Here is a 25410-nt window from a genome sequence, read left to right on the forward strand (position 1 = left end):
TAGCGAAAATCTACTCGTTTCGGAGACTTTTTTACGAAATCTTCCTAAAAGATGGTTTTTAAATTGTGAAATTCCTATAAAATTTGGGTAAATTTCAAAATACATTCACAAGTTTATTTTCATTTTGCTATTTGAGACGGTTTGAGACCGTGATACGATAAGAAAAACAGAACGTTTGTTCGTGAAAAGGGGATAGGATCATGCGCCGGCGAATCTTCTGTGTCGATAGCGTCTCATTTTATGCCAGCTGCGAGTGCGCAGCCCGTAACTTGAACCCGTACAAGACGAAGCTCGTCGTCTTATCGAACTTACAGGACAGCGGCGCCCTCGTCCTCGCCGCGACCCCGCCGCTGAAACGGCTCGGCATCAAGACCGGGTCAAGGCGGTTTCACATCGACCGGCTGCCGTGGCATGAACGGCGGCACGTCCTCTACGCCGAGGCCCGGATGAGCCACTACTTGAACGTATCGGTGCAAATCATCCACATCTTGCACCAGTTCGCGCCCCCGGAGGCGATCCGCGTCTACTCGGTCGATGAGACGCTCGTCGACTTGACGGGGACGGAGCGCTTGTTCGGGAACGATGACCACGTCGCCCGCCTCATCCGCTCGACCGTCTTCCGCTACACCGGCGTCCCGGTCACGATTGGGATCGGACCGAACAACGTCCTCGCCAAACTCGTCCTCGACTTGCATGGCAAAAAGACCGGTGTCGCCAGTTGTGCCCTCCACGACGTCGAACGATTGATCCATCCGGCGCCGATCGAGAAGATGTGGGGCGTCGGGGCGAAGATGGCGGTCCATCTCCATCGGCTCGGCATCGACACGATCGGCGACCTGGCCCGTTATCCGCTCGACGTGTTGCACGATAAGTTCGGTGTCATCGGCGCCGAGCTGTGGCATCACGCCTGGGGCATCGACGAGTCGCCGACAATCCTACCGGCGAGTTCGCTGTTCGGGGCGAAACGCCAACGGCCCCGGACGATTGGCCACGGCATCACGCTCATGAGAGACTATACGACGGAAAGTTCGATTCGCCTTGTCCTGCAGGCGATCGCCGTCGAGGTCGGAATGCGCACACGGCAGTCGGGACTCGTCGGCGGCAGCATCCATCTCGGTGTCCGCTACACTCGGACGAGCGAACAGCGCGGCTTCAGCAAACAAAAGAAACTCGCCCGCTTCACGGCGGACGAGCGCGAGTTCTTACCAGTGTTGTTCCAGCTGTTTCTCGAGGCGTGGGACGAGACAGAGGCGGTCCGTTACGTCTCGGTCGCCTTCGGCAAGCTCGAGCCCCGGAGCGACCACGTCCAGCTGTCGTTGTTCGAGGACGAATGGGCTCGTGCCCGTCGGTTCGACTTTTTAGACCTCGTCGATCAATTGAACGTCCGCTTCGGCCGCGGCACGATCCGTCCGGCGTCGAGTCTACTGAAAGACAGTCCGCTCCGCACGCGGCAACGCCTGATCGGCGGACATAAACAAGGAGGTGAACCGTCATGAGCCAAACCCGCTACAAAGACCGCGGTGAATTGAAGTGGATTCCGTTTCTCATGCCCGAACACGTGGCGCTGCTCAAAAAATATTACGCCCACGTCCAAAAGATCGAGCTGCCCGACATCGACGAACAACTCCTTTATCTGTGGCAGACCGAACTCGAACGGGCCATCCGGGAAGGCGACCAAGTCGAACTGACGTTGTTCGAGGATGGTCTCGCCCGCTCCGTGCGTGGCTACGTCCATGCCATCTATTACGCCGAACGCGAAGTCGAACTGTTCGACACGGACGTGCGCCGCATCCCGTTCAGCCACATCCTGTCGGTCCGTTAAGACGCGTCAATCGCGTCTTGCGTCGTCTCGAACGTCGCAATCCCGTCAAGGACGCCATAGTGATCGAGCGTCTGCCGCACGGGTTCTGACAGATGGGCGAAGACGACACGACGCTCCGCCGCTTTCAGTTCCCGGACGACCCGGCGGACTTCTTCGACCGCCGTCACATCGATGACCGGACAGCGATGGAAGTTGAAGATGAACACGTCCGGCTCCTTATGAATATGTTGCAGGACGTGCTCGAACATCTCGATCGCCCCAAAGAAGAGCGGTCCTTCAACGCTGAAGACGACTTGTCCGTCGCGCGTCACATACCGTTCCGTCTGTTCGCGGACGTCGATCGTATCAGCCATCCGTTTCGCGAACAAGGCGAGCGCACAGATGACCCCGACCTCGACGGCGACGACGAGGTCGACGAAGACGGTCAGGCCGAGCGTGACGAGCAAGACGAGTGACTCGGCGGAGCGATGTTTGAGCATCTCGAAGACGTGATGTCGCTCCGACATGTTCCAAGCGACGCGCATCAAGATCGGTGCGAGTGCGGCGAGTGGGACGTAGCTCGCGAGCGGTGCCAACACGAGCACGGCAAGGAGCACCGTCAACCCGTGGATGACACCGGAGCGGCGGCTGACGGCGCCTGCTTGAATGTTCGTCGCCGTCCGGGCGATCGCGCCCGTCGCCGGGATACCGCCGAAGAACGGGACGACGACGTTGGCGAGCCCTTGCCCGAACAGTTCCTTGTCCGGGTTCATCTTCGTGCCGGCCATGCCGTCCGCGACCGCACCTGACAACAGCGATTCGAGCGCCCCGAGGAAGGCGATGGCGAACGCCGATGGGAGCAGCGTCGCAATCAAATCGAGGTCGATCGTGAGCCAGTTGAAGTCAGGCAGTCCGCTCGGGATGCCGCCGTAGGCGCTGCCGATCGTCGCGACCTCCCCTGGGATGACGAGGCTGATAAACGTCGGCACGAGCATCGCCATCAACAGAAGCGGCAATTTTACGGGCAGTTTCGGGACGAGCCAGAGCGTCAAGAAGCCGATAGCCGCGATACCGATTGGCCAGAGACTCGCCTCGGGGAGTGACGTGACGAGTTTTAGGACGTTCTCGTGAAAGTGCGGCGCCTTCTCGAACGTGATGCCGAACAGTTCATCGAGCTGGTCGACGAAGATGACGACGGCGATCCCCGCCGTGAAGCCGATCGTGACGGCGCGCGGCATGAAGCGGATGAGCCGGCCGACGCGGAGCACGCTCATGAGGAACAGCAAAATCCCGGCGAGAAACGTCGTCACGAGCAGCCCTTCGTAACCGTGCGCGAGCATGACGCCCGAGACGATCGGGATGAAGGCGCCGGTCGGTCCGGCGATTTGGAACGTCGAGCCGCCGAACAGGCTGACGAGGATGCCGGCGATAATGGCCGTGTACAATCCGTACACCGGTCCGACGCCTGAAGCGATCGCGAACGCCATCGCGAGCGGGACGGCAACGACCCCGACGGTGATCCCGGCCGAGATATCTTTTTGCCACGCCTCTCGTGTAGTCATGAAGTTGTCCATTCTTGCATTCCTTCTTTCCATTAGTTCGAAAACAAGTTCAGTGTACGCCTGTCCCCGCTCTTTGTAAACGTCACAGAAGAAACGTTTACATAATCGACAAAACAAAAAGACGCATCACGATGGATGCGTCTAAAAGTAACTAGGATATAGAGCATAATGTCATATTTCAATCAAGCGGGAGGCGGCGAACTGTTTGAGTGCATCACATAATACGAAGAGACGGGTCGTTATGGCTTCTTTGCTTCCATAACGAATCATATCCCCTCGTGTCAATTCTTCTTGAAGTAACAACTGATGGTGAAGGTAAGCCGTCTCGAGTAATTGGAGCAACTGCTCTCCTCTTACTTCACGAATAATCGACTGATCTCCGTCACTGTAGCCTGCAAGAAACCCTTCTGCTATTCCCTTTAATTGTGCTTCACATAAGTCAAATCGATGCCTCTTATAGCGCTCTGTTTGTGAAAGAGCGACAAAAAACGTCTCGTACAAGTTCATGAAATTGCCAGCCATGCCTCGCGGTGCATACACAATCGGATAAGGATCAATCAAACAGACGCGATTGCCGTGCAATAAAATATTTTCAGGAGACGCATCTTGATTGACGAGACTCGGGACGCTGACTTGATTGTTGCGAAGTTCTGTTGCGGCATCGAGCATTTGTTCGACTACACCGTCTTTAAACTCGGGATACATGGCGCATAACGTTTTATAGTCTGCCAAGTGCTCGGCACTTTCTTCCCGGATAAACGTGTGAAGGTTCCCGTTCAAACTGCCGTGTAATTTCTTCTCGTCTGTCCATATCAAATATCCTAATCCTTCGACATCGTGTTGAATTTGATCGGTTTTCCGATAAATCTCCCCGACCTGAGCCCCCACCTGCGAAGCTTGTTCTTTCGTCATTGTATGTAAAGAAAGAGGGGCACCTCCGAATGACTCTAACGTATACGTGAACTCAGCAGACACGTAGAATTCATAGAAGTTTGGAGCAGCTCCCTGAACCGCGCGATTCACAGACTGATAATACAATTTTGTTGCGGCGTACTCTGCCATCAAGGCGTCATGATCGAACGTAACAGGCTTTCCGTAAGCAACTTCTTTTGGAATCCGCAAAACCAGTTCGCGACCGTCTTTTGACACTTTCCATGCGTCATGCCACGCACCTTCACCAAGAAAAATTGGTTCGGTGACACCAGCATGTCGGAACGCCTTGATTCGTTTTTCTTTGGTCCTTTGTTGAATCGTCATCGACATATTCAATCCTCCATTGTTCAACTCTATTCGATTCATCTTTCAGCGTATTAACTTAATTCATTTTCCATTTTTATGAAAATTATTCATTCGAGTATATCACTATTTTTAATTCCTGACATTTGTTGAAACAAAAAAGACGCATCACGATGGATGCGTCTTCCTTAGTTCGTCGGTGCCTCGACGACTTGATCGCCCTCATCCGCATCTTCCCCAAGCAGACGGACGTGACGGCCGAACAGCCACATGACGACGAGATGGGCTTTCGCCTGCGTCTTCGTATAGAACCACCACGGCATGGCCGGCACGAACTCATGGATGGCAATCAGCCCCTCGTTCGAGTCCGGGAGCCGTCTGAACTCGAGACGGCCGGTTTTATCGTCCTCGGTCAGCTTCGCGAACATTCCTCCGTCGATCTCGAATGATGCCATGTCGTCCGTCGCCGCATCTTCAAGCGACAGATGGAGTGCGACGAGTGATGGGCGCAAAAGCGCGATTTCCCAATCATCCTGTTCTTTCGTCGTCTGGATGAGCGGATACGCGACCCGCCCGAGCCATTCGAAATATTCGTCGGCCATCCAGGCAGCCGACTTGTCGTCCGGCAGACCGAAGCGTTGGATCGAGCGGACCGTATACTGTTGTGGCGCTTTTTTTGTCTTGCCGGCCGACTTCTGCTTCTCTTCTTCCTCGAGCGCGTGTTCGACCGCTTCTTTGAACGGAATCTCGCCTTGCTTGACGCCGGTCGTATCTTTGGCGACCATGGCATGGTCCATGCTCTCGACGAGCGGATAGACGGTGTCTTTCGGTTCGCTCGTCACAGCCATGACCCAGAGGCGGGATAGCTTGATCGTCGGGAACGGGAAGTCGATCATGACGCGACGTTTGCCCATGACCTCAGCCGTATCTTCGATCATCTTCCGATACGTCATCACTTCCGGACCGCCGATATCGATATGATGGTCGTACAACGCCTCGGCCCCGACGACCGAGATGAGCGCTTGGAGCGCTTCACGCAAGTCGATCGGGTGCGTCTCCGTCTTCGTCCAGTTCGGGAGGATCATGACCGGCAACCGTTTGACGAGCTTCGCGAGAATCGGGAACGACGAGCCTTCCGGACCGATGATGAGCCCGGCCCGGATCGTCGTCACCGGGACACCTTGGCCGCCGAGGATGCGTTCGACCTCGAGCCGGCTCTTCAAGTGCCGTGACAACGTCTTCGACTCTTTTGGAATGATGCCGCTCAAATACACGATTTGTTCGATGTCGTTCTCTTTTGTCGCCCGGGCGAAGTTGTCGGCGATGAGCGCGTCCATGTCCTCGAACGTCGCCTGCGTCAGCCCGCCGTCCGGGATCATCGAGTGGACGAGGAACATGGCGTAGTCCGCCCCCTCACACGCCTCGCGCGTCTGCTCATATGAGAACAAGTCGCACGACCGCCACGTGATGTGGTCCTCGTCTTCTTTGTTCTTCGTCGAGCGGGACAAGGCGATAATGTCGTACTCTTCTTTTAAATGGTCCATCACGTTCGAGCCGATATAGCCGCTCGCCCCCGCGATGACGATGGTTTTCCGCATAGCAGTCACTCTCCCCTTCATTTACACATAAAGATACTGTACCCGTCTTGGACTAGGATTAAATCAGTCCCGCGCCCTACAGTATGTACTGGAAAATTTATGTAAACTAGACTCAACTACAGGCAGAGGAGGAATGGTTATGGGGTTTTGGTATTTCTTGATGCTGTTGATCGGTGGCTGGCTCGTAATTCGTGCCGTATTCAAAAAGAACACGAACGGCCTCCTGCGGATTGGCACACTTGTCGTCGGTGGTCTGTTAATCGCACTCGGATTGTTCATGTTCCAAGATGGAAGTGATGCGATTGTTGCGGATTTGTTTAACTTGTGGTGAGGATTAAATCATCGAGTCGAACCTAATTAGTAAGGTTTGACTCGTTTTAAGGCTTCAGCACATAGTTGTAAGATCCGTATTACTGGTCTATTGTGACAAAGGGAAATTAAGGAGTGTTACATCTTTTCGTACAGCATATAAAGAGGAAATTTTTTAACTCTCTCTTGATCCTCTATAGATAATCTTGTAAATGTTTTTCGGGCAGGAATTTTTGCTCCTAAAAGAACATGAGCTCCAAATTGCAATAACAAATCATCTAAATCAAGAACTGAATACAAAAATTCTTGATCATCTTCATCGTAATGAATCCCCTTAATATTTTTGATGAGTAAAATATTTATTTTGTATATTATATTATCCGCGTGAGCCTTTACTAATTCACCTAAAAGATTCTCAGCTAATTCTAAATACTGATTTTGAGGATTGTTGTTATAAACTTCAATTAAATTTAAAGCTATCTCATTATTTATTTCGAATGTTCGGTCATGAGCATCGCTCAATAAGGAGCTACGATATACTTCAAAATTGAAATTGGTTAAAGAAATCAATTCTTGTAAAGGATATCCGACGTATATACTAACGTTGAAGTAATCATCTTTATTTGCATCAAATTCGCCTTCTCTTTTAGGGAAAAAAGCTCCAATTTTTTTAGAAAAATTAGGATTAAACAAACTGTAGTATAAATCATCTAAATTATCTTTCATTAGTAAGAGAGTAATATTATTTGAAATTTTAAAACGAACAATTGGGTAATCGTTTAAATCCCTATCCCCCCTTAATAAGCCATAGTTTTTATTTCCGAAAACCTCCATAATCCCATTAAATAAATCATCTAATTCTTCATCACATCTAAATTCATAGTCTTCGTTTATTCCAATTCTGTCACACACTTTTAAGAGATTTTCATACTTTTCTATTTCTTTCTCAATGTTTTTGAAAATTTTCTTATCATCGATACGACCTGAAATTTTGTATAGTTCAAACGGGAATCTATCTTTTAAAAGGACAAATTTTAAAGTTTTTAATGACTTTATATAAGAAGATAGCGTTCTCAATCTTTTTAAATTGAAAGTACCTTTTTGTAAGGATTTCGAAAAATGGAACTCAAGAGTATTTTCCACTAGAACAATCAAATCATTTCTGGAATTTTCGACATTGATTGAAATACTAATGCTTTCATTATCAATTTCAAACTGATTAATGTGCTGACTGCTTATTAAATCAGGGATAACTGCTTCTATTGGGTACTCATGGCCATCCTCAAGTCCATAGATATTTAAAGGAGTTTCTAATGGATCAAAAAAGTCAATTTCACTAGGTAATACATCATACTCCAATCTAAAGGTAGAGAAGGTTTTTGAATTACCTATCTCTATGTAATTGCCTGCCTGCCTTCTTACTTTTTTAATTTGTGAGTAACAAATTTCTTCAAGCTGACCATCATCAATTTTTTTAAAATCTATTGATAATGAATTTTGATTCTTTCTATTAATTTCACTTAAGACTCTTGCAATTTCTAGTGGAGGTAATGCCTTGTAATAAGCTTGCATTTTTTTTGATTTACTATTTATAACGACTAGAAAGTACAAAATCCCTTTTCCGGTCCGTTGATACACTTCTAAATCGCATTTTTTTATTGAATAAGTTGTTTTATTGCTCTTGATTTTTTTGAACTGAGTAGTTCCTTTAATTTGAATTTTTATGTAGTCCTCAAGGTTATCTTTGGTTAATTCATTTGAATTGTAAAATAAAATTTCACCATCAAATGCAGGTGATTTATCATTAAATTGTACTTCACTTACTAATCTATAAGGTTCTTGTAAAATTAATCGATTAATTTCTAGACAAGCTAAATGTTCAATAATTAGTGTATCCATTGATTTTCTCCTCCATAAATTTAAATGATTTAAAAGAAATACATTTGAGTTACATCCCAGTATCTTTTATTAATGGAAACGATGGGAGTAGAAGCCGTGTCCGGGCGTCATTAACGCACGCTTCTACATGTTTAGTTTGTCGATTAAGTCTCAATGTGACACTCCCGATAAACAGGCGTTTTCGTATCCAGATGCATGGCTCATGATGCACGGCTTATTCAAAAAGAACACGAACGGACTGACGCGATTCGGCACATTCGTAATCGGAAGTCTGTTGATCGCGCTCGGCTTGTTCATGTTCCAAGATTGAAGTGATGCAATCGTTGCAGATTTGCTTACCTTGTGGTGACGATGAACCGAGCAAAAACACTTCCTTCGCGCAGAAAGTGTTTTTTCATTAGAACGATAGAATTAACGGGGTACTGTCATTGAGGATCTCTCCGTTTTTAGCGACATAGTCGACATGAACTTCTGCATGGCGTAACATATCGCTCTCTTTTAGCGCTGTCATCCAGGTGCGAACTAGTGCCTCGTCCCCTGAAGCTGGCTCCCGACGAATCGTCACCAAGATTGTCGGTACGATGTCGGCCGTTTTATAGGCGAGCGGGGTCGCAGCCGAGGCGTCGAGTTGTCGTACGGCTACTTCATCGTAAAAAACGTCGTACGTGACGTCACGGCCAAACGCCGTCATGACCGAATCCTCGATGACATCCGTCACGTCATCTTCCCATTTCGATGCCAGGAACGTGTCGACGACTTCCCCTGTCGTCTCGTCCGCATAGACAAAAAACTCGGTCCCTGTCACAGAATCAACGGCAGTCGCCGCATATTCGAACGGGAAATTGCCCATGTTGTCGAACGTGACCTCTGTCGTCAATTCGGCATTGTCGAAACGCTCCGCTACATACGGCTCAGCGAGTTGGATTGCTTTTGCTTCTTCATCCGGATCGGACTGCATCGACTGATTGAACGCCAAAAAAAGCCCTCCCATCCCGACGACAAGTATTCCGATTCCGGCCAATGCCCATTTCCAAAAGCGCTTCACACCAATACCTCCTTTAAACGTCTATGTACCACCAGAAAAAAGTGTCTCAGCTTCTTTCTATCAGTGTATCAGACAATTTATGGAAGGGTTTATTTTATTCAAAGGTATAGTTTTAAGGATAATGAGTTTCTAGTTTTCTGAGGCCCGAATTTTTGAATATCACCTATCCCACAGACCTATGCCCTCGGTGCCCAATTGGCTTCAAACCCGTTTTGCACCGCATACTCGTACAGGTAAATCAATTTCGTCTCTTTGTATGTCCCCATCTGCTCTGCCACTCGCAGTTCCTCATTTCGTTCCACAAGCGCATAAAGATAATCCACCTTCGCCATCCGATTATTCTTGCTCGTGTTGCAACTCGGGCATGCCAACACGAAGTTCCATAATACATCGTTCTGCATATACGACCACGGAATAAAGTGGTCGACGTGAGTCTGTTTCAACGGTTTCATGCAATAAAAACAGACGGAATGACCATGACTCAGCAAAATCTGCTTGAACTCGTTGAGCGATTGACGAGCCGAGACAAACTCGAGTTTGCTCAAAATTTGCTCCATCGCATTACGTGTATTGTATTTCTCTAAAAAGACAGCGAGTTGATAGTTCGTGACGTTCATCAATACCCGCTTATATTTCTCAAAGAAGACGATATAGCTCGGCACGAGTTTGACCCACTCCTCTTTCCGATTGAACGAATAAATGGTTCCATCGAACGAGGCATAGAACAAGCCATACACGTAATTCTTATAAAACTGATTCACGTTTCGAATCAATTGTTGTTGCTGCTGAACCGGCAGACGGTCAAAATTCCAAGTGCACGGAATTTCATGTGTCGCTTGATTTCTAATTTAGGTAATATATCGCTGTCACCTATTGAAATTTAAGAAAAATAGATTCAAAATAGTTACATCAAATCATTCGTGGTGCAAAGATATGTATTGTATTTTTAAGAGTGCACCATATTATAGATATTAATGGTTGAACAGCATGAGAGTTAGATTTGAAGTTAATAAAATCTGGATTCCCACCAATTATAGTCGTTTAGAAAATCATTTTTTACTATAATGCATAAAATAACGCGTAAATAAAGATTATCGGTCATTCATAGATATTGTGGATAAAGAAATTATAGCTTCACCGAATTTATATTTAAGTGTAATATAAATACCCCCACACAAATAAAAAGTGTAGAGGCACTCGAATTACTTATTCTCAAATATGGACAACTGTTCTTTAATGATACGATCATTTATACTGCTAGACTTTTCAACTTTAGTTTCTTCATCTGTGTCATTCATTATTTTAGAAATTTCGTCTAATGTAATTTTTTTTATCTTTTCTTTATCAATTCCTGCTGCTAAAGCATTATTAAACAGCTTATTAAGTTGATTTTCTAGTATTTCAGATAAGTTAGAATCAGAAAAAAATGTTTCTTTTATGCTTTTAAACTCTACAGCACTATTTTCAATTTTTAGTTTTACAACACCTTCACTGCTACCAATAACAAATAGTGATGACCATTTGAATTTAAGGTTTTCTAGAACCCCTTCCCAAGTACCACTTTTTTTAGCGCCAGAGAGTTTTGATGAGGCCACTAAAGTTACATCTCCTGTAGAGTGTATAAATTTATTGCGTTGCATTGCATAAGATCCTGTGAAACGTGCATTTATAGGTTGTGTAGACATAATGAGCAATTGTCCATTTTGAATATACTGACGAGCTTCTTTATCTCTACTCCATGAAGATAGTCCGTCTGAGGGGAAAATTACAGCTTTTCCCCCAGCTATTAAAGCAGCATCGGTAGCCATACTATCGACTCCTCTAGCACCACCAGAGATAACTAATACATCATTATTTGCAGCATCTTCACAAATATTTTTTACCTCTTTTAACTCTTCTGGTGAAGCATCTCTTGCACCAACGACACTTAAAGCATGCGTTGAATTCAAAATATTTAAATCACCTATATAATAGTAAAAAGCAGGTCTTTGATTGAGGCTCAATCTTTTTAACCTTTTTGGCATATTAGATCGAAACACTACATTATATCCTTGATTTAAAGCTTCTTCTAATTCAATCATTGAAATGCCAAGTTTTTGACGTTGCTCCACTTTATTAATGATTTTTGTTTTTTGAGAAGTTGTTGCTTCATTTAAAATGTTCATTAGTTCACTAGGACTACATTTCAGTAAAAATTCAGGTTCTAAATTATTTTGTGCTAAAGATTTCACAGTTGCATTCCATTCAAGAATTGAAAGTGCTGCAGTTTTAGTGTGAGGAAGTAAGGCGCAAAATAAATATGTTGCTCTCTCATTATTTGAAAAAGGCATAAATAACTCCTTTCTTAGTCACTATCGCTAGTATCAGAAATTGCAAATGGTGTAACTTTTACATTGTTATAGCTTGTAGCAATCAATTCAGCGCCAATTGCAAATGTCCATTTAGAATCTACAAAATCATCAACTAAAAGAATATGTTTATTAGATAAATCAATCTGACTATCGATAAATAAATAGTTTCGAATATTAGCTTCTTGATGTTGAGAATTTAAAAAAGATTTTTGTTCCGGTTCATCTGGCCTCTTTGCTAAAACATGTGCATACTCACATTTTAATGCTTCAGCTAACTTTTGTGCAAACTGTGGTACAAGTAACGGTCTACGGTTTGATGGAATAGGTACGATAACTACGTCATTCCAGTTCAATTTATTTTTATAAAAGTAAGTTATTATTTTTTTTGCAGAAGCTTCGATTAAAATGTTTGAAAAAGCGCCATTGATATATTTACCTCTTCGCGCCTCTTGTCCTAATTCTTCATGATAGTAACTTAATGCAATTCCTGTTTCAAACACATATGCAAGTTTTCTAAGACCTGGAATACCTGATAGTTTACGGGGTTCGATTAAGATAAATTGATTATCAAAGAAATCCTGTACCTTATTATTCTCAAGTGTTGAAACAGTATCATCAGTATGAACCCATAAATTTGCACAGTTGCTACATTGTCCGCAAGGTTCTGAAAAAGGATCATCTAACGATTCAGTTATAAATTGCATTAGACAACCGTTCTGATTTTGATACGCTAAAAGCTCACTGTATTCCTTTATTTTCATTTGAATAATAGATTCATAGTAACTTTCCTGAGAAATATATGGTTTAACTGTTCTATAATAATTACTGCCGTCTTTTGCTATGATCCCCTCAATAGATAAAAGCTTTAATATTTGTTCCAGTACACTACTTTTAATGTTAATAGAATCAGATAAATCTCGCATTTTAGCTTGATTGCAAGTATCTAAGTAAGAAAGTACTTTATCGATATCTTCTTGTTTAGGAAAAGAATTATAAATGAAATATTCATTTATTCGTGTTTCTTCCTTTCCTCCATATAAAAGAATACAGTGAGAGTCGCTAATGTTACGACCTGCTCTTCCTATCTGTTGATAATATTCAATCATAGATTTTGGTGTGTAATAATGAATCACAAAACTGATATCATCTTTATCAAATCCCATACCTAATGCAATCGTAGAGACAAGTACTTTTAATTCATTATTAATTAACTTTTCTTCAAGCTCGACTTTTACCTCTTCGCTTAGATTGCTATGGTAAGGATAAGCCGCAATTTGGTTTGTTTGTAACCACTGTGCTAGTCGTTCACATTCTTTAATTGTTGTTGCATAAATTATTCCCGAACCCGGAAAAAAATTAATATTTTTCGAAATCCAGGAATATTTTAATTCTGTTGTTGGTAAATGAACTTTATGGAGCTTTAAAGAATTTCTTTGTAATGGTCCTCTTATAATTTCACAATTCCCCAGCTGATTCGAAATATCTTGAATAACACGATCGTTAGCTGTAGCTGTTGTAGCAAGTACTCCAACATTGTTAGGTAAAATATCTAATAATTGTCTAATCCTTCTATAATCCGGTCTAAAATCATGTCCCCAGTCTGATATACAGTGTGCTTCATCCACAACAAACAAAGCTATTCTTAATTGACTAAGTAAACGAATAAATTCTTCTTTTTGTAATTGCTCAGGTGTAATAAATAAGACATCACATTGACCATTGTTACAACGCTCAATAACTTCTATACGTTCAACTTGTGTTTTATTTTGCTGACTATTTATACTTTCCGCCGTAATATTATATTTTGCTGTACTTTCAATTTGATTACGTGCAAGTGATAAGAGGGGACTAATAATGATAGTGACACCATCTCCCCGTTGACGAAGAATTTTTGTGGCCAAGAAATATACGAGACTTTTTCCCCAACCCGTTTTTTGTACAATTAATACTCGTTCCTTATTAACCACTTTTTGTACGGCTAATTCCTGATACTCATCTCTAAAAGTAGCTCTATCTCCAAAAACCTCAGTTAATTCAGTAATTAAATCCGACATACCTTGTCCTCCCAATCCTATTATTTCTAGATAATTAAAATTATAACAAATATTATTAAATATAACGGGTTTATAATCCGAAAAATTATAGATTATTGTAGTTTTATACGATTAATTATCACTGACATTCCTGTAAAATTTCTGATTATAACACTAGGTTTAAAATTACTTAAGCGCTAAAGATTAAGAAGGTCGAATAGGTTTTCAGCTATATTCTAATGATATCCATTTAAACTAAAAAGTTTACATTATATGAATAAAAAAGGGGGTCAAAACTGTCTTCGAAGGGATTCTAACGCTTCTACGTATTTAGTTTATCAATTAAGTCTCAATATGATACGTCGATAAACAGGCGTTGGTGCATCCAGGTGTATGACTCGTGATTTGCCCCCTATAAAAAACCACAAGATGACTCTCGTATGGTTTGGCACACTCGTAGTCGGTGGTTTGTTAATCGCACTGGAATTATTCATATTCCAAAACAGAAGTGATGCGGTTGTTGCAGATTTGTTTAATTTATGGTGAGAATCAACTCGCATCTAATTAGCAAAAGGGGCAACAAAAAAAGGACCACCCATGCATGTAATACGCACGGATAGCCCTCTTCGTTCATTTCGACTTCTTATAACAGAACACCTGAAGTCAGCTAAGCTGTCTGATCATTCACCAGACTGTTTCTTGTCATTTTTCTTCTGAAAATATGCTTCTCGAATCTGATTGATCTTCTCTTTTTTATTCGAAACAGCTGTTTTTTTACCGTCTTGGTACTTGGCAGCAGCCACTTTACTTTTATGATCTAATTGATATTTTCCCATTTGATTCACCTGCTTTCATTTAATTGTGATTGACGTGCTCTGTTAAAATCAAAAGACCTTCTAATCTCAATGAAATTAGAAGGTCTTCATTAAAAATCATTGATTCCAGTCACTGTAGACTGCTTAAAAATGGAGACGGCGGGAGTCGAACCCGCGTCCGAAGGCATCGTAACGCATGCTTCTACGTGTGTAGTTTATCTATTGGATCTCAATGTGACACTGCCGATAAACAGGCGTTGTCGCATCCAGTCTGATTCATCTCTTCTTCGCGCCCTCAGACGGCGAGGTTGAAGCGTAGCTTGCTTAGTTTGAGACCCTGATAATCATCCACACAAGCGATGGATGTCAGGATCCGCAGGGCACTTAGGCTGCTGCGAGTTGTGTGTTAGTTTTGCCAGTTATAGGCGTTTGCGTTTTAACGAGGCCGACCCCTCGACACGCCACATACGACCGACCTACCCCCGTCGAATCCATAACGTCCCCGAGGTGGTAATTGGTACTATCACTACTATACCACAATCAGGTCTCGCTGTCAGTATTTTTGCCGGTCCCGGAGTGCCCGGTCGACGTCACGCTTCGCGTCTTTCTTCTTCAAGTCATCGCGCTTGTCATACTTCTTCTTCCCGCGCCCGATGCCGAGGAGACATTTAGCGAAGCCGTTCTTGAGATACACTTTGAGCGGGATGATCGTATACCCGTCCCGGCCTTGTGCGCCGATGAGCTGGTTGATTTGTTTTTTATGCAACAATAGCTTTCGGATACGGAGCGGCTCGTGATTGAACCGGTTCCCTTGCTCGAACGGGCTGATATGACAGTTGTGAAGCGTTGCCTCGCCACCGTCAAAGCGGACATACGCGTCGGCGATGTTGATCTTCGACTGGCGCACCGATTTAATCTCGGTCCCGGTCAACACCATGCCGGCTTCAATCGTATCTTCGATCGCATAATCGAAGGAAGCTTTTCGGTTTTGCGCGAGCGCGTTCGAATCTTTCTTCTTGGCCATATTACTCAGTCCTTTATATCAAATTACGGAAGGGGTCTCCCCCTCCCGTCAGCGACGTTTCTTCGCTCCGCGTTTCGCGTCGCCTGTTCGTTTTTGACCGTCTTGTTTCTTCAGATCGAGCGCCGAACGTCCTTGCGACGATTTCGGCTTCTCGCCTGGCTTACTCGGCTTGCCCGCTTGACCCGGTTTTCCCGGTTGTCCAGGCTTGCCTGGCTTGCCGCGTTTCGGACGTTTGTCGTCACGACCGCGTCCACCGCGCTTGTCGTCTTTCTTCGGACGACCTTCCGTCGCTTTGATCGTCGTCGGTTGGCGACGGCGCGTCTGTTCCCGTTTCGGCATGCCGACGACCGTGAAGTCGATCGTCCGCTCGTCTAGGTTGACGGCGTCAACTTTGACCCGGACCGAGTCACCGATCCGGAACTGACGTTTCGTCCGCTCGCCGAGCAACATGAGCTGTGACTCGTCGAAGTGGTAGTAATCATCCATCGTTTGAAGACGGACGAGCCCTTCGATCGTGTTCGGGAGCTCGATGAACATCCCGAAGTTCGTGATGCCGCTGACGACACCGTCGAACTCTTCACCGAGACGTGACTCCATGTACTCGGCTTTCTTGAGCGCTTGCGTCTCCCGTTCAGCGTCGACCGAGCGACGTTCGCGTCTCGACGTCTGTTCGGCGATCGAGCTGAGACGTTCCTCGTACTTGGCGATCGTCTTGTCCGACAAGTCCTGGTTGAAGGCGTACGTCCGCATGAGACGGTGGACGATCAAGTCAGGGTAACGACGGATCGGCGACGTGAAGTGCGTATAGAAATCGGTCGCAAGACCGAAGTGACCGAGCGAGACGTCGTCATACTTCGCCTGTTGCATCGAGCGCAACATGATCGTGCTGATAACAGGCTCTTCCGGCTGCCCTTCGATTGCTTTCAAGATCTTCTGAAGCGTCTTCGGTTCGACTTTTTGGCCTTTGAACCGTTCGATATGCACGCCGAAGTTGGCGACGAAGTCGAAGAAGAAATCGAGCTTGTCTGATTTCGGGTTATCGTGCACACGGTAGATGAACGGGACGTCCATCTTGTGGAAGTGTTCGGCGACCGTCTCGTTGGCCGCGAGCATGAACTCCTCGATCAACTTCTCGGCGACCGAGCGTGGGCGCAAGACGATATCGGCTGCTTTCCCTTCCGTATCGACGATGACTTTCGCCTCGGCGAAGTCGAAGTTGATGGCACCGCGCGAGTTACGGCGTGCACGAAGTACTTCTGCGAGTTCAGCCATGAGGTCGAATTCACCGATGTACGGCTCGTAGCGTGCGAGCGTCTCCTCGTCGTCACGTTCGATGATTTCACGGACGTTCGTATACGTCATCCGCTCCGTCGTCTTGATAACACTCGGGAACAGCTCATGGCTGACGACTTTCCCGTTTTGCGGCGAGATCTCCATGACACAGCTAAGCGTCAGGCGGTTGACGTGCGGGTTGAGTGAACAGATCCCGTTCGACAAGCGGTGTGGCAACATCGGGATGACACGGTCGACGAGATACACACTCGTCCCGCGTTCGAACGCCTCGACGTCGAGCGGTGAGCCTTCCTTGACGTAGTGCGACACGTCGGCGATGTGGACACCGAGTTCATAGTTGCCGTTATTCAGTTTCTTGACGTGGACGGCATCGTCCAAGTCTTTGGCGTCTTCGCCGTCGATCGTGAAGATTGTCTCGTTACGCAGGTCGACACGGCCGATAAAGTCTTTCTCATCCGCCTCTTCCGGCACGGCGTTCGCCTGGTCGATGACGTCTTCCGGGAACTCCGTCGGGATGCCGTGCTTGTAGACGATCGACAAGATGTCGACGCCAGGGTCGTTCTTATGTCCGATGATACGGACGACGTCACACGCTCCGGCGAAACGTCCATCCGGATACTTCGTGATGCGGACGACGACTTTGTGTCCTTCGACGGCACCGAGCGATTTGTCTGTGTTGACGATCGGCCAGAAGTTGATGCGCTTGTCGTCCGGTTCAATGAAGGCGAACTGGTCGAGGCGCCCGCTCGGAAGCGTGTACGTCCCGACAAATTCAGATAGGCCGCGCTTCAATACTTTGAGCAACACGCCTTCTGTCTTGCCGCGGTTGTCCTCGCGTTTTTTGACGAGGATCGTATCGCCGTGATAGACGTCTTTCAATTGGTCCGGTGGCAAGAACACGTCTTCTGTCTCGCCTTCGACCGACAAGAAGCCGAAGCCGCGTTGGTGGATCGAGATGATCCCGGCCGCTTGGCCGAGCACGGCGAGCGTGCCGTAACGGTTCGTCCGCGTCCGGCCGATCAAGCCTTCCGCTTCAAGTTCGTTCAAGGTGCGGATGAGCTCTTTAAAGGCATCCGTCGACTCGAGCGCAAGACGCTCGGTCAATTGGTCTACAGTCAGCGCTTTGTCGCTTGACTGGATGATTTCTAGTAGTTGGTCACGTAAATTCAACGTGACACCTCCTTTTTCACACTGACCAGTCTAACGTTTCGAGAAAATCGAGCACGTCCTGGTGCAGTTTCTCTTTTTCTTTGTCGAGGGTGATCACGTGTCCCGAATGCTCGTACATGAGCAGTTCTTTTTGGAACGCGTTGATCGCCTCGTAGATCTCGTGTGCAGATTGAGGATCGACCATGCGGTCTTTCGCTCCTTGGATGACGAGCGCCGGTACGAAGATATCTTCGAGCCGAGACGTCGTCTCCTCGACGAACGCACGTAAATCGGTGAGTGTCGGCATCGGTTTGAAGTCCGCCATCTCCCGTTCGATTTGTTCGGTCGATTTGTCTTCCCTTGATTTATATTCTCGGGCGTACGCCTGGACTCCTTTATACAATCGGTCCTCGGCATCGATTTCAGTCGGTGCGCACATCGGCACGACACCTTTGACGCTCGCTTCTGAAGCGAGACGGAGCGACATGACGCCACCGAGCGATAGGCCGCAGACGGCAATCTCGGCGTAACCTTTGTCTTTCAACGCTTGGTAGGCGTCTTGGACGTCCTGCCACCAGTCGTTCGGTCCAAATTCGAGCAACTCTTCTGGTGGGACGCCATGTCCCCGGTACTGGGGTCCCATGCACGTGTAGCCTTCTTTTTGTAGGAAACGACCGAGCATGCGGACGTCCGCGCTCGATCCTGTAAAGCCATGTAACATTAACACGGCACGTGGTCCGCCTTCGAAGAAGAACGGTTTCGGTGCACTCACTTTCATCGTCCAAGTCAACTCCTCATACATTCCATTATTCCCAAAAAATAATGCAAAAAAACAAAAGCTGACCGCCTCACGTAAAAACCGAGAACGATCAGCCTTTCATCATAGTGATGCGACTAGTAATCCTAAAATGAAAAACAATGTGCCTAGTACAGCTGCAGTTCGGTTCAAAACAGCGTCAAAGCCGCGTGCTTTCTGGCGGCCGAACAACTGCTCCGCGCCACCTGCAATCGCCCCAAGACCTTGCGACCGACCTGACATGAGCAGTACGACGACAATCAATAAAACAGCCACGACGAGCAGGCTGATTGTAGCGATCGTTTGCATAATAGTCAGTTCCTCCTTCTTTTTACACGCCTCTTATTATATAGAAGTTGTGATGAAAACGCCAGCTTTCAAATTATCGGGACGGGTAGCTGAACCCTTCCCCGATCACTTCTTTCACTTGGTGGATGACGACGAACGCACGCGGGTCGGTCACTTCGACGATTTTCTTGAGGGGACCGACTTGGCGCTTGTCGACGATCATGTACAACATGTTCTTATCTTGCTTCGAATAATGGCCGTGACCATGGATGATCGTCGCCGAGCGGCCGAGCGTCTCCGTCAAGACGGCAGCGAGCTCTTCGTGCTTGTCGCTGATGATCGTGACGGCTTTCCGGATGTTCAACCCTTCGGCGACGAGGTCGATGACCCACGAGCCGATGATGATGGCGATGAGCGTATAGAGCACGACTTGTTCCCCGAGGAAGAAGCCCGACGCCCCGACGACGATCGCATCGATGATGAACATCGACACGGCGACGCTCAAGTGCAGATAGCGTTCCATGAGCCGGGCGATGATGACACCGCCCCCGGTCGTCCCACCGACACGGAGCACCATCCCGATGCCGACACCGATCAAAATCCCGGCATAAACCGCCGCGAGCAGTTTATCCTCGGCCGGGCTGCCCCAGTTATGGGTCAAGCTCAGGAAGAGCGACGTCGAGACGACGGCGACGACGGAATAGATCATCGTTCTGCGATCGAGCAGCTTATAGCCGACGATAAACAATAGACCGTTCCCGATGATCGACGTGAAGCCGAGATCCCAACCGAACACGTAATACAAGATGATCGTGACCCCGAGCAGGCCACCTTCAGAGAAGTCGTTCGGGACGGTGAAATAGTTGACCCCGAAGGCGAGGATGAACGACCCGGCGATGATCCAGGCGATGTCTTTCAATGAGATCGATTGAAGTTTTTGCCAAACTTGTTGACGTAAAAGATGTTGTTGCTGACGTTTCATAAAAAATCCCCTTTCCATTTTACATATAAAAAAGACCGCGGCAAAAGCCGCAGTCTTAATGTTGTACTGGCTTTGGCGCACCGTCTTTCATAATCGGCAACTTGCGGTCTGCGACGTTTTCGTAGACGTTCAAGAGTGCCTCTTTTTCCAAATCCCAGTTATATTTCTCACGCGCCGTCTTCGTGTTCTCTTTGACACGGGCGTAAAGTTCTTGATCTTCGAGCAGGCGGTTGACGCCTTCCGCAATCGATTTCGGGTCATGCGAGTCGACGACGACACCGACGTCGTTGCCGGCGACGACACGTTCGATCTCAGGGAAGTCACACGACACGACCGGCACTTCGGCCATCAAGTATTCGAACAATTTGTTCGATGACGCCGAGTAGTGGTTGAAGCAGACGTTGTTCAACACTTGGAAACCGAGATATGCGTTCATCGTGTAGTACGGTAACGCCTCGACCGGTACTTTATCAATCATCTTGACGCGGTCGCTGACGCCTTCGTCCTCGATCATCTGTTTGATGACCGGCTTCAATTTCCCGTCGCCGATCATGACGAGCGTGCCTTCTTTGAAGTCTTTCGCCGCCAGGACGAGTTGTTCGAGACCGCGTCCCGCTTGGACGCCGCCTTGATAGAGCAAGATCTTTTCGTCTTTCGGCAAGTCGAGCAAGGCGTGCAAGTCTTTCCGGAGCGAGAAGTCGAGCGGGCGGTAGAACGGATAGTTATGGAGCACGTACGGATAGAAACCGTACAACTCTTCGTTATGCGCCGCGCGCGTATGGTTCTCGACCATCATCGAGTCGACGTATGGCAACAACCAGCCTTCGAGGTTACTTTGAATGTAGCCGTAACCGGTCCGGTCGGTCTGGACCTCATGCGAGTCGTAGACGATCTTGCCTTTATTGACGAGTTTGCCGGCGATCAACGCCTGCGGGAGCGTGTTCAAGTCGTTCGCGTGATAGAAGTCGTAAGACTTCTTCGTCGAGGCGAACACCATCTCGAGCATCGCGCTCGCGTTGACGATGTTTTTACGGACCGGCGGGAGCAAAATCGCACCCGCTGCCGCGCCGAGACCGAGCATCGTCAGTGGCGCGAGGATGACTAATCCCGCCCCGACAAGTCCAGCCCCGAGTTGGCGCGTCTTCTTCTTAGACACCCACGTCCGGACTGATTTCAACGCCTTCATCCCGTTGACGAGAATCGACGGCTGACGTTTCACACGGATGACACGGAAACCTTCGGGGCGCATCTCTTCGGCCGGAAGCTCTTTGTTTTTAGGGTCTTGCAAGGCGATCAAATCGACCTCGTACCCCGCCTCGGCGAGCGCCGAGCATTCGCGAAGGACACGGGCGTCATTCGTAAAGTGGTTCCAAACAAACATACATACCTTCATCGTTGTTCCTCCATCATTAACTTGTCGATCACGTCATCGAGGACGTGTATATTGTTTTCCCAGCACAGGTTGTCTTTCACGTAACGGATGCCGTTCGCCCCGAACTTATCGCGCAGGTCCGGACGATCAAGCAATGTCCGGAGTGACTGTTCAATCTCGTCGATGTCACGCTTCCGTGACACGTAGCCGACTTCCGCCGCTTCGATGACATTCGCCGCATGGCCTGACACCGCAGCGACGATCGGTTTACCGACCGCCATATAATCGATTAATTTACCCGGGATGACCGTGTCGAACACGTCTTGGTCGATCAAGCTGACGAACGCGACGTCGGCATTTTTGATCGCTTGGAACGCCTCCGTCCGTGGCATCGCCTCGAGGAAGAGGAAGTTCTTGAATCCGCGGGCTTTAATCGTTGCTTTCAATTCGTTCTTCCGGTAACCGTAGCCGATCAGCTTGAAGTGGACGCGTGGCTCGTCGCGGAAACGCTCCGCGAGTTCAAGCAACAGCGACACGTCTTGGGCAAGCCCCATGTTGCCGGCGTATAAAATCTCCATCCGGTCGTCTTCGGGAACGGTCCGCTCCAAGTTGCGCTCGCTCACACGGATCGAGTTCGGCATATAGTGGATCATGCCGTTGTCGACACCGCGCTGACGAAGATAGCTGCGGAAGCCTTCCGAGTTGATGATGATCGCATCGGCCGACTTGTAGAGCCGCTTCTCAAACCAAAACGCGGGCGTGAGCATCCAGTCGTACTTGAACACACCGACACCTTTGACCGACTCCGGCCACAGGTCACGGACGTCGAGTACGAACGGGACGCCATGTTTTCGCTTCGCATACACCCCGACGAACGCCATAAAAAAAGACGGGGTCGTCGCGAAGACGACATCCGGTTTCGTATCGAGTGCTCTGACGGCGGCGACACCTTTGATCATCTGTTCGAGGAACAAGGCGAGCCGGCTCAACATGTTCGACGTATGCTTCCGCTTTTTCGTGATGAGTCGCTTGATGAACGGCTGGTTGTTCAGCTCCGTGTCGTTCCAGAACCGGTCGTCTTTATACAAGTTGAAGTTCGGATACGACGGCGCGGCCGTGATGACCTCAACCTCGTAGCCGCGTTCTTTCATGAGATGCGTAATATTTTGCATCCGGTTGCCGGCGCTGCCGATCTCCGGATAATAGTTTTGACACACCATTAACATTGTTTTCAAAAATAACACACCTTACTGTTGTTCGAGTTCGTCCACGAACCGTTTCAAGAGCTGATGGACGTTGGTTTTTAAATCTGGGTCGCATAACGCATAGGCAATCGTCGCCTCGATAAAGCCGATCGGTTCCCCGACGTCAAAGCGACGTCCGTCAAATTCGTAGGCGAACACCGTCTGCGCCTCGTTCAAGCGCGCGATGGCGTCCGTCAATTGGATCTCGCCCCCGGTACCGATTTCTTGGGCCGATAACGCCTCAAAGACGTCAGGCGTCAAAATGTAGCGGCCGAGGATGGCGAGGTTCGAGGGCGCTTCCCCGGCGGGCGGTTTCTCAACGAACGTCCGCACCGGGATGAGCTTCCCTTCGACGGCAAGCGGGTCAATTATACCATATCGATTCGTCATTTCATACGGGACACGCTGGACGCCGATGATCGAGCGTTCATGCGCCTCGTACTGCTCGATGAGCTGGCGTGTCGCCGGTACTTCCGCCTCGATAATATCATCGCCTAAGAGGACGGCGAACGGTTCGTCGCCGATGAACTTGCGGGCACACCAAATCGCGTGGCCTAGTCCTTTCGGCTCCTGTTGGCGTATGTAGTGAATGTTGGCGAGGTTTGACGAGTGGCGGACCGACTCGAGCAGCTCGGTCTTCCCTTTCGATTCGAGGTTTTGCTCGAGCTCGATGGCCCGGTCGAAATGGTCCTCGATGGCACGTTTGTTCTTCCCGGTCACGATGATGATGTCCTCGATGCCTGAGGCGACCGCCTCCTCGACGATGAACTGGATCGTCGGCTTGTTGACGATCGGGAGCATCTCTTTTGGCATCGCCTTCGTCGCCGGCAAGAAGCGCGTGCCGAGTCCGGCGGCTGGGATGATGGCTTTACGTACACGTTTCATGGACCTATCCCCTTTTATCATTATGTAGATGATTATACCCAAAAATCCGACTTTCACGCACGTTCAAAACGGTCGTGACATGCGTCACAACCATTTCCGATCGTCCAATACGTGTGTACAAGCCACCCGGCGCCACCGCTGTTGTCTGCAGGCAATCTAGCAGTGCTGCTCGGACGGTGTCACTTAGAGCATAGATTCGTCTCGTTGTCACTCGCATCCAACGCTTGAATAATCGGTCCGAGTTGACGTCAACGGAATCAGACGGTGGGCGACTCCTTGGGGAGAGTGATGCAAGGATGACCCCGTAAAGCGTGAAGGCGATGCGGAGGCATCCGCATCACCCCAGGAAAGCGTCCCACCGTCGGATGAAGTGTCGACAACAAAAACAGGCCCGCCATAAGGCGGACCTGAAACAATCAATCAATTATTTTTTGAGGTTTTTGAGGTTGTAGAACGACTTGATGCCGTCGTATTTCGCTACATCGCCGAGCATGTCTTCGATGCGGAGAAGTTGGTTGTACTTCGCGATACGGTCTGTACGTGAAAGTGAACCTGTTTTGATTTGACCAGCGTTTGTCGCAACTGCGATATCAGCGATTGTCGCATCTTCTGTTTCACCAGAACGGTGCGAGATAACTGCTGTGTAGCCAGCTTTTTTAGCCATTTCGATCGCGTCGAATGTTTCTGTGAGCGTACCGATTTGGTTAACTTTGATGAGGATCGAGTTCGAGATGCCTTTTTCGATACCTTCAGCAAGTTTCTCAGTGTTCGTTACGAAGAGGTCATCCCCAACGAGCTGAACTTTGTGACCGATTTTGTCAGTGAGCAATTTGAAGCCATCCCAGTCGTTTTCGTCGCAACCGTCTTCGATTGAGATGATTGGGTACTTGTCAACGAGCTCAGCGTAGAAGTCTACGAGCTCAGCAGTTGTCATTGACTTGCCTTCGCCAGCGAGTTCGTACTTGCCAGTCGACTTGTCGTAGAACTCAGACGATGCAACGTCCATTGCGAGGTAGATGTCTTCGCCAGCTTTGTAACCAGCTTTTTCGATCGCTTCAAGGATAACTGTGATCGCTTCTTCGTTCGACTTAAGGTTTGGTGCGAAACCACCTTCGTCACCGACAGCTGTGTTAAGACCCATACCAGAAAGAACTGATTTGAGGGCGTGGAATACTTCTGCACCCATGCGGAGCGCTTCACGGAACGTTGGCGCGCCTACAGGCATGATCATGAACTCTTGGAAGTCAACGTTATTGTCAGCGTGCGAACCACCGTTGATGATGTTCATCATTGGAGTTGGAAGCGTCTTCGCGTTGAATCCACCGAGGTACGTGTAAAGTGGAAGGCCGAGCTCGTCTGCTGCCGCGTGTGCTGCTGCCATTGAGACACCGAGGATCGCGTTTGCGCCGAGTTTACCTTTGTTTTTCGTACCGTCGAGCTCGATCATTTTCGCATCGAGTGCGTTTTGGTCGAAGACATCGTAGCCGATGAGTTCAGGTGCGATTGTGTCGTTTACGTTAGCAACGGCTTTGAGTACACCTTTACCAAGGTAACGTGACTTGTCGCCATCGCGAAGCTCTACTGCTTCGTGCTCACCAGTTGATGCGCCTGATGGGACGAGGGCACGACCGAAGCCGCCGTCTTCTGTGAATACTTCTACTTCGATTGTTGGGTTACCGCGTGAATCCAAAATTTCGCGTGCGTAAATTTCTGTGATCATTGACATAA

At 48.1% G+C, this 25410-nt stretch carries 21 protein-coding genes and 1 other RNA gene; 3 read left to right on the forward strand and 19 right to left on the reverse strand.

Translation table 11 applies throughout. From position 1 onward, the window contains the following. The first annotated feature begins 200 nt into the window (after nt 1–200). Nucleotides 201–1496 carry a Y-family DNA polymerase gene (locus tag EVJ22_RS02915; protein ID WP_131443132.1) on the forward strand — a complete coding sequence of 432 codons (1296 nt, stop codon included), beginning with the start codon at nt 201–203 and terminating at the stop codon, nt 1494–1496. After that, nucleotides 1493–1822 carry a YolD-like family protein gene (locus EVJ22_RS02920; protein ID WP_070328717.1) on the forward strand — a complete coding sequence of 110 codons (330 nt, stop codon included), beginning with the start codon at nt 1493–1495 and terminating at the stop codon, nt 1820–1822. Before EVJ22_RS02915 ends, EVJ22_RS02920 begins: the two co-directional genes overlap by 4 nt. Here EVJ22_RS02920 and EVJ22_RS02925 read toward each other — a convergent pair. The 3 genes from EVJ22_RS02925 to EVJ22_RS02935 form a co-directional block, all read right to left on the reverse strand. Continuing rightward, complete coding sequence (locus tag EVJ22_RS02925; protein WP_233589575.1) at nt 1819–3363, reverse strand: SulP family inorganic anion transporter; 1545 nt, start codon at nt 3361–3363, stop codon at nt 1819–1821. The two genes, EVJ22_RS02920 and EVJ22_RS02925, sit on opposite strands and share 4 nt — an antisense overlap. 171 nt (nt 3364–3534) lie before the next feature. Next, entirely contained in the window at nt 3535–4626 is a 1092-nt protein-coding gene (locus tag EVJ22_RS02930; protein ID WP_233589576.1) for a phosphotransferase, read from the reverse strand. A gap of 161 nt (nt 4627–4787) precedes the next feature. Then, a complete protein-coding gene (locus tag EVJ22_RS02935) occupies nt 4788–6197 on the reverse strand; it encodes an NAD-dependent epimerase/dehydratase family protein (RefSeq protein WP_131443137.1) in 1410 nt (469 codons plus the stop codon). Nucleotides 6198–6336: 139 nt separating this feature from the next. Here EVJ22_RS02935 and EVJ22_RS02940 point away from each other — a divergent pair, with 139 nt between their 5' ends. After that, nucleotides 6337–6528 carry a hypothetical protein gene (locus tag EVJ22_RS02940; RefSeq protein ID WP_131443139.1) on the forward strand — a complete coding sequence of 64 codons (192 nt, stop codon included), beginning with the start codon at nt 6337–6339 and terminating at the stop codon, nt 6526–6528. 116 nt (nt 6529–6644) lie between these two features. Here EVJ22_RS02940 and EVJ22_RS02945 read toward each other — a convergent pair whose 3' ends face one another. The 16 genes from EVJ22_RS02945 to eno all read right to left on the reverse strand — a co-directional run bounded on the left by EVJ22_RS02945 (nt 6645) and on the right by eno (nt 25408). Further along, nucleotides 6645–8405 (reverse strand): DUF4365 domain-containing protein, encoded by a 1761-nt coding sequence (locus EVJ22_RS02945; RefSeq protein ID WP_131443141.1) that lies wholly within the window; start codon nt 8403–8405, stop codon nt 6645–6647. Nucleotides 8406–8802: 397 nt separating this feature from the next. Continuing rightward, nucleotides 8803–9450, reverse strand: coding sequence for a hypothetical protein (locus EVJ22_RS02950; protein ID WP_131443143.1), 648 nt, complete (start codon nt 9448–9450; stop codon nt 8803–8805). Nucleotides 9451–9626: 176 nt separating this feature from the next. Continuing rightward, complete coding sequence (locus tag EVJ22_RS02955) at nt 9627–10211, reverse strand: HNH endonuclease signature motif containing protein (RefSeq protein ID WP_158625489.1); 585 nt, start codon at nt 10209–10211, stop codon at nt 9627–9629. 441 nt (nt 10212–10652) lie between these two features. Next, nucleotides 10653–11780, reverse strand: a complete 1128-nt coding sequence (locus EVJ22_RS02960; RefSeq protein WP_131443147.1) for a DNA-processing protein DprA — start codon at nt 11778–11780, stop codon at nt 10653–10655. A 14-nt stretch (nt 11781–11794) separates the two neighbouring features. Continuing rightward, on the reverse strand, nt 11795–13855 hold the full coding sequence (locus tag EVJ22_RS02965) for a RecQ family ATP-dependent DNA helicase (protein ID WP_131443149.1): 2061 nt from the start codon (nt 13853–13855) through the stop codon (nt 11795–11797). Nucleotides 13856–14514: 659 nt separating this feature from the next. Next, on the reverse strand, nt 14515–14670 hold the full coding sequence (locus EVJ22_RS02970) for an alcohol dehydrogenase (protein WP_131443151.1): 156 nt from the start codon (nt 14668–14670) through the stop codon (nt 14515–14517). Between the two features lie 127 nt (nt 14671–14797). Next, nucleotides 14798–15153, reverse strand: a transfer-messenger RNA (tmRNA) gene (gene ssrA / locus EVJ22_RS02975). Nucleotides 15154–15202: 49 nt separating this feature from the next. Next, the gene (gene smpB, locus EVJ22_RS02980) at nt 15203–15673 is read right to left on the reverse strand and encodes an SsrA-binding protein SmpB (RefSeq protein WP_070328710.1); all 471 of its coding nucleotides are present in this window, start codon (nt 15671–15673) and stop codon (nt 15203–15205) included. Nucleotides 15674–15721: 48 nt separating this feature from the next. Further along, nucleotides 15722–18136: a ribonuclease R gene (gene rnr / locus EVJ22_RS02985; protein ID WP_131443153.1), complete on the reverse strand. Its 2415-nt coding sequence runs from the start codon at nt 18134–18136 to the stop codon at nt 15722–15724. 16 nt (nt 18137–18152) lie between these two features. Further along, nucleotides 18153–18893 carry an alpha/beta hydrolase gene (locus EVJ22_RS02990; RefSeq protein ID WP_131443155.1) on the reverse strand — a complete coding sequence of 247 codons (741 nt, stop codon included), beginning with the start codon at nt 18891–18893 and terminating at the stop codon, nt 18153–18155. Nucleotides 18894–18995: 102 nt separating this feature from the next. Beyond that, the gene (gene secG, locus EVJ22_RS02995; protein WP_012726902.1) at nt 18996–19220 is read right to left on the reverse strand and encodes a preprotein translocase subunit SecG; all 225 of its coding nucleotides are present in this window, start codon (nt 19218–19220) and stop codon (nt 18996–18998) included. A 73-nt stretch (nt 19221–19293) separates the two neighbouring features. Continuing rightward, a complete protein-coding gene (locus EVJ22_RS03000; RefSeq protein ID WP_233589577.1) occupies nt 19294–20181 on the reverse strand; it encodes a YitT family protein in 888 nt (295 codons plus the stop codon). 55 nt (nt 20182–20236) lie between these two features. Then, nucleotides 20237–21574 carry a glycosyltransferase gene (locus tag EVJ22_RS03005; RefSeq protein WP_071397950.1) on the reverse strand — a complete coding sequence of 446 codons (1338 nt, stop codon included), beginning with the start codon at nt 21572–21574 and terminating at the stop codon, nt 20237–20239. After that, a complete protein-coding gene (locus EVJ22_RS03010) occupies nt 21571–22779 on the reverse strand; it encodes a glycosyltransferase family 4 protein (protein WP_071397960.1) in 1209 nt (402 codons plus the stop codon). Before EVJ22_RS03010 ends, EVJ22_RS03005 begins: the two co-directional genes overlap by 4 nt. A gap of 21 nt (nt 22780–22800) precedes the next feature. Next, a complete protein-coding gene (gene galU, locus EVJ22_RS03015; RefSeq protein ID WP_131443157.1) occupies nt 22801–23682 on the reverse strand; it encodes a UTP--glucose-1-phosphate uridylyltransferase GalU in 882 nt (293 codons plus the stop codon). Nucleotides 23683–24106: 424 nt separating this feature from the next. After that, nucleotides 24107–25408, reverse strand: a complete 1302-nt coding sequence (gene eno, locus EVJ22_RS03020) for a phosphopyruvate hydratase (RefSeq protein WP_070328705.1) — start codon at nt 25406–25408, stop codon at nt 24107–24109. Nucleotides 25409–25410: the final 2 nt, after the last annotated feature.

This window comes from Exiguobacterium sp. SH0S7, from assembly GCF_004337195.1.
GTDB classification, from domain to species: domain Bacteria; phylum Bacillota; class Bacilli; order Exiguobacteriales; family Exiguobacteriaceae; genus Exiguobacterium; species Exiguobacterium aurantiacum_A.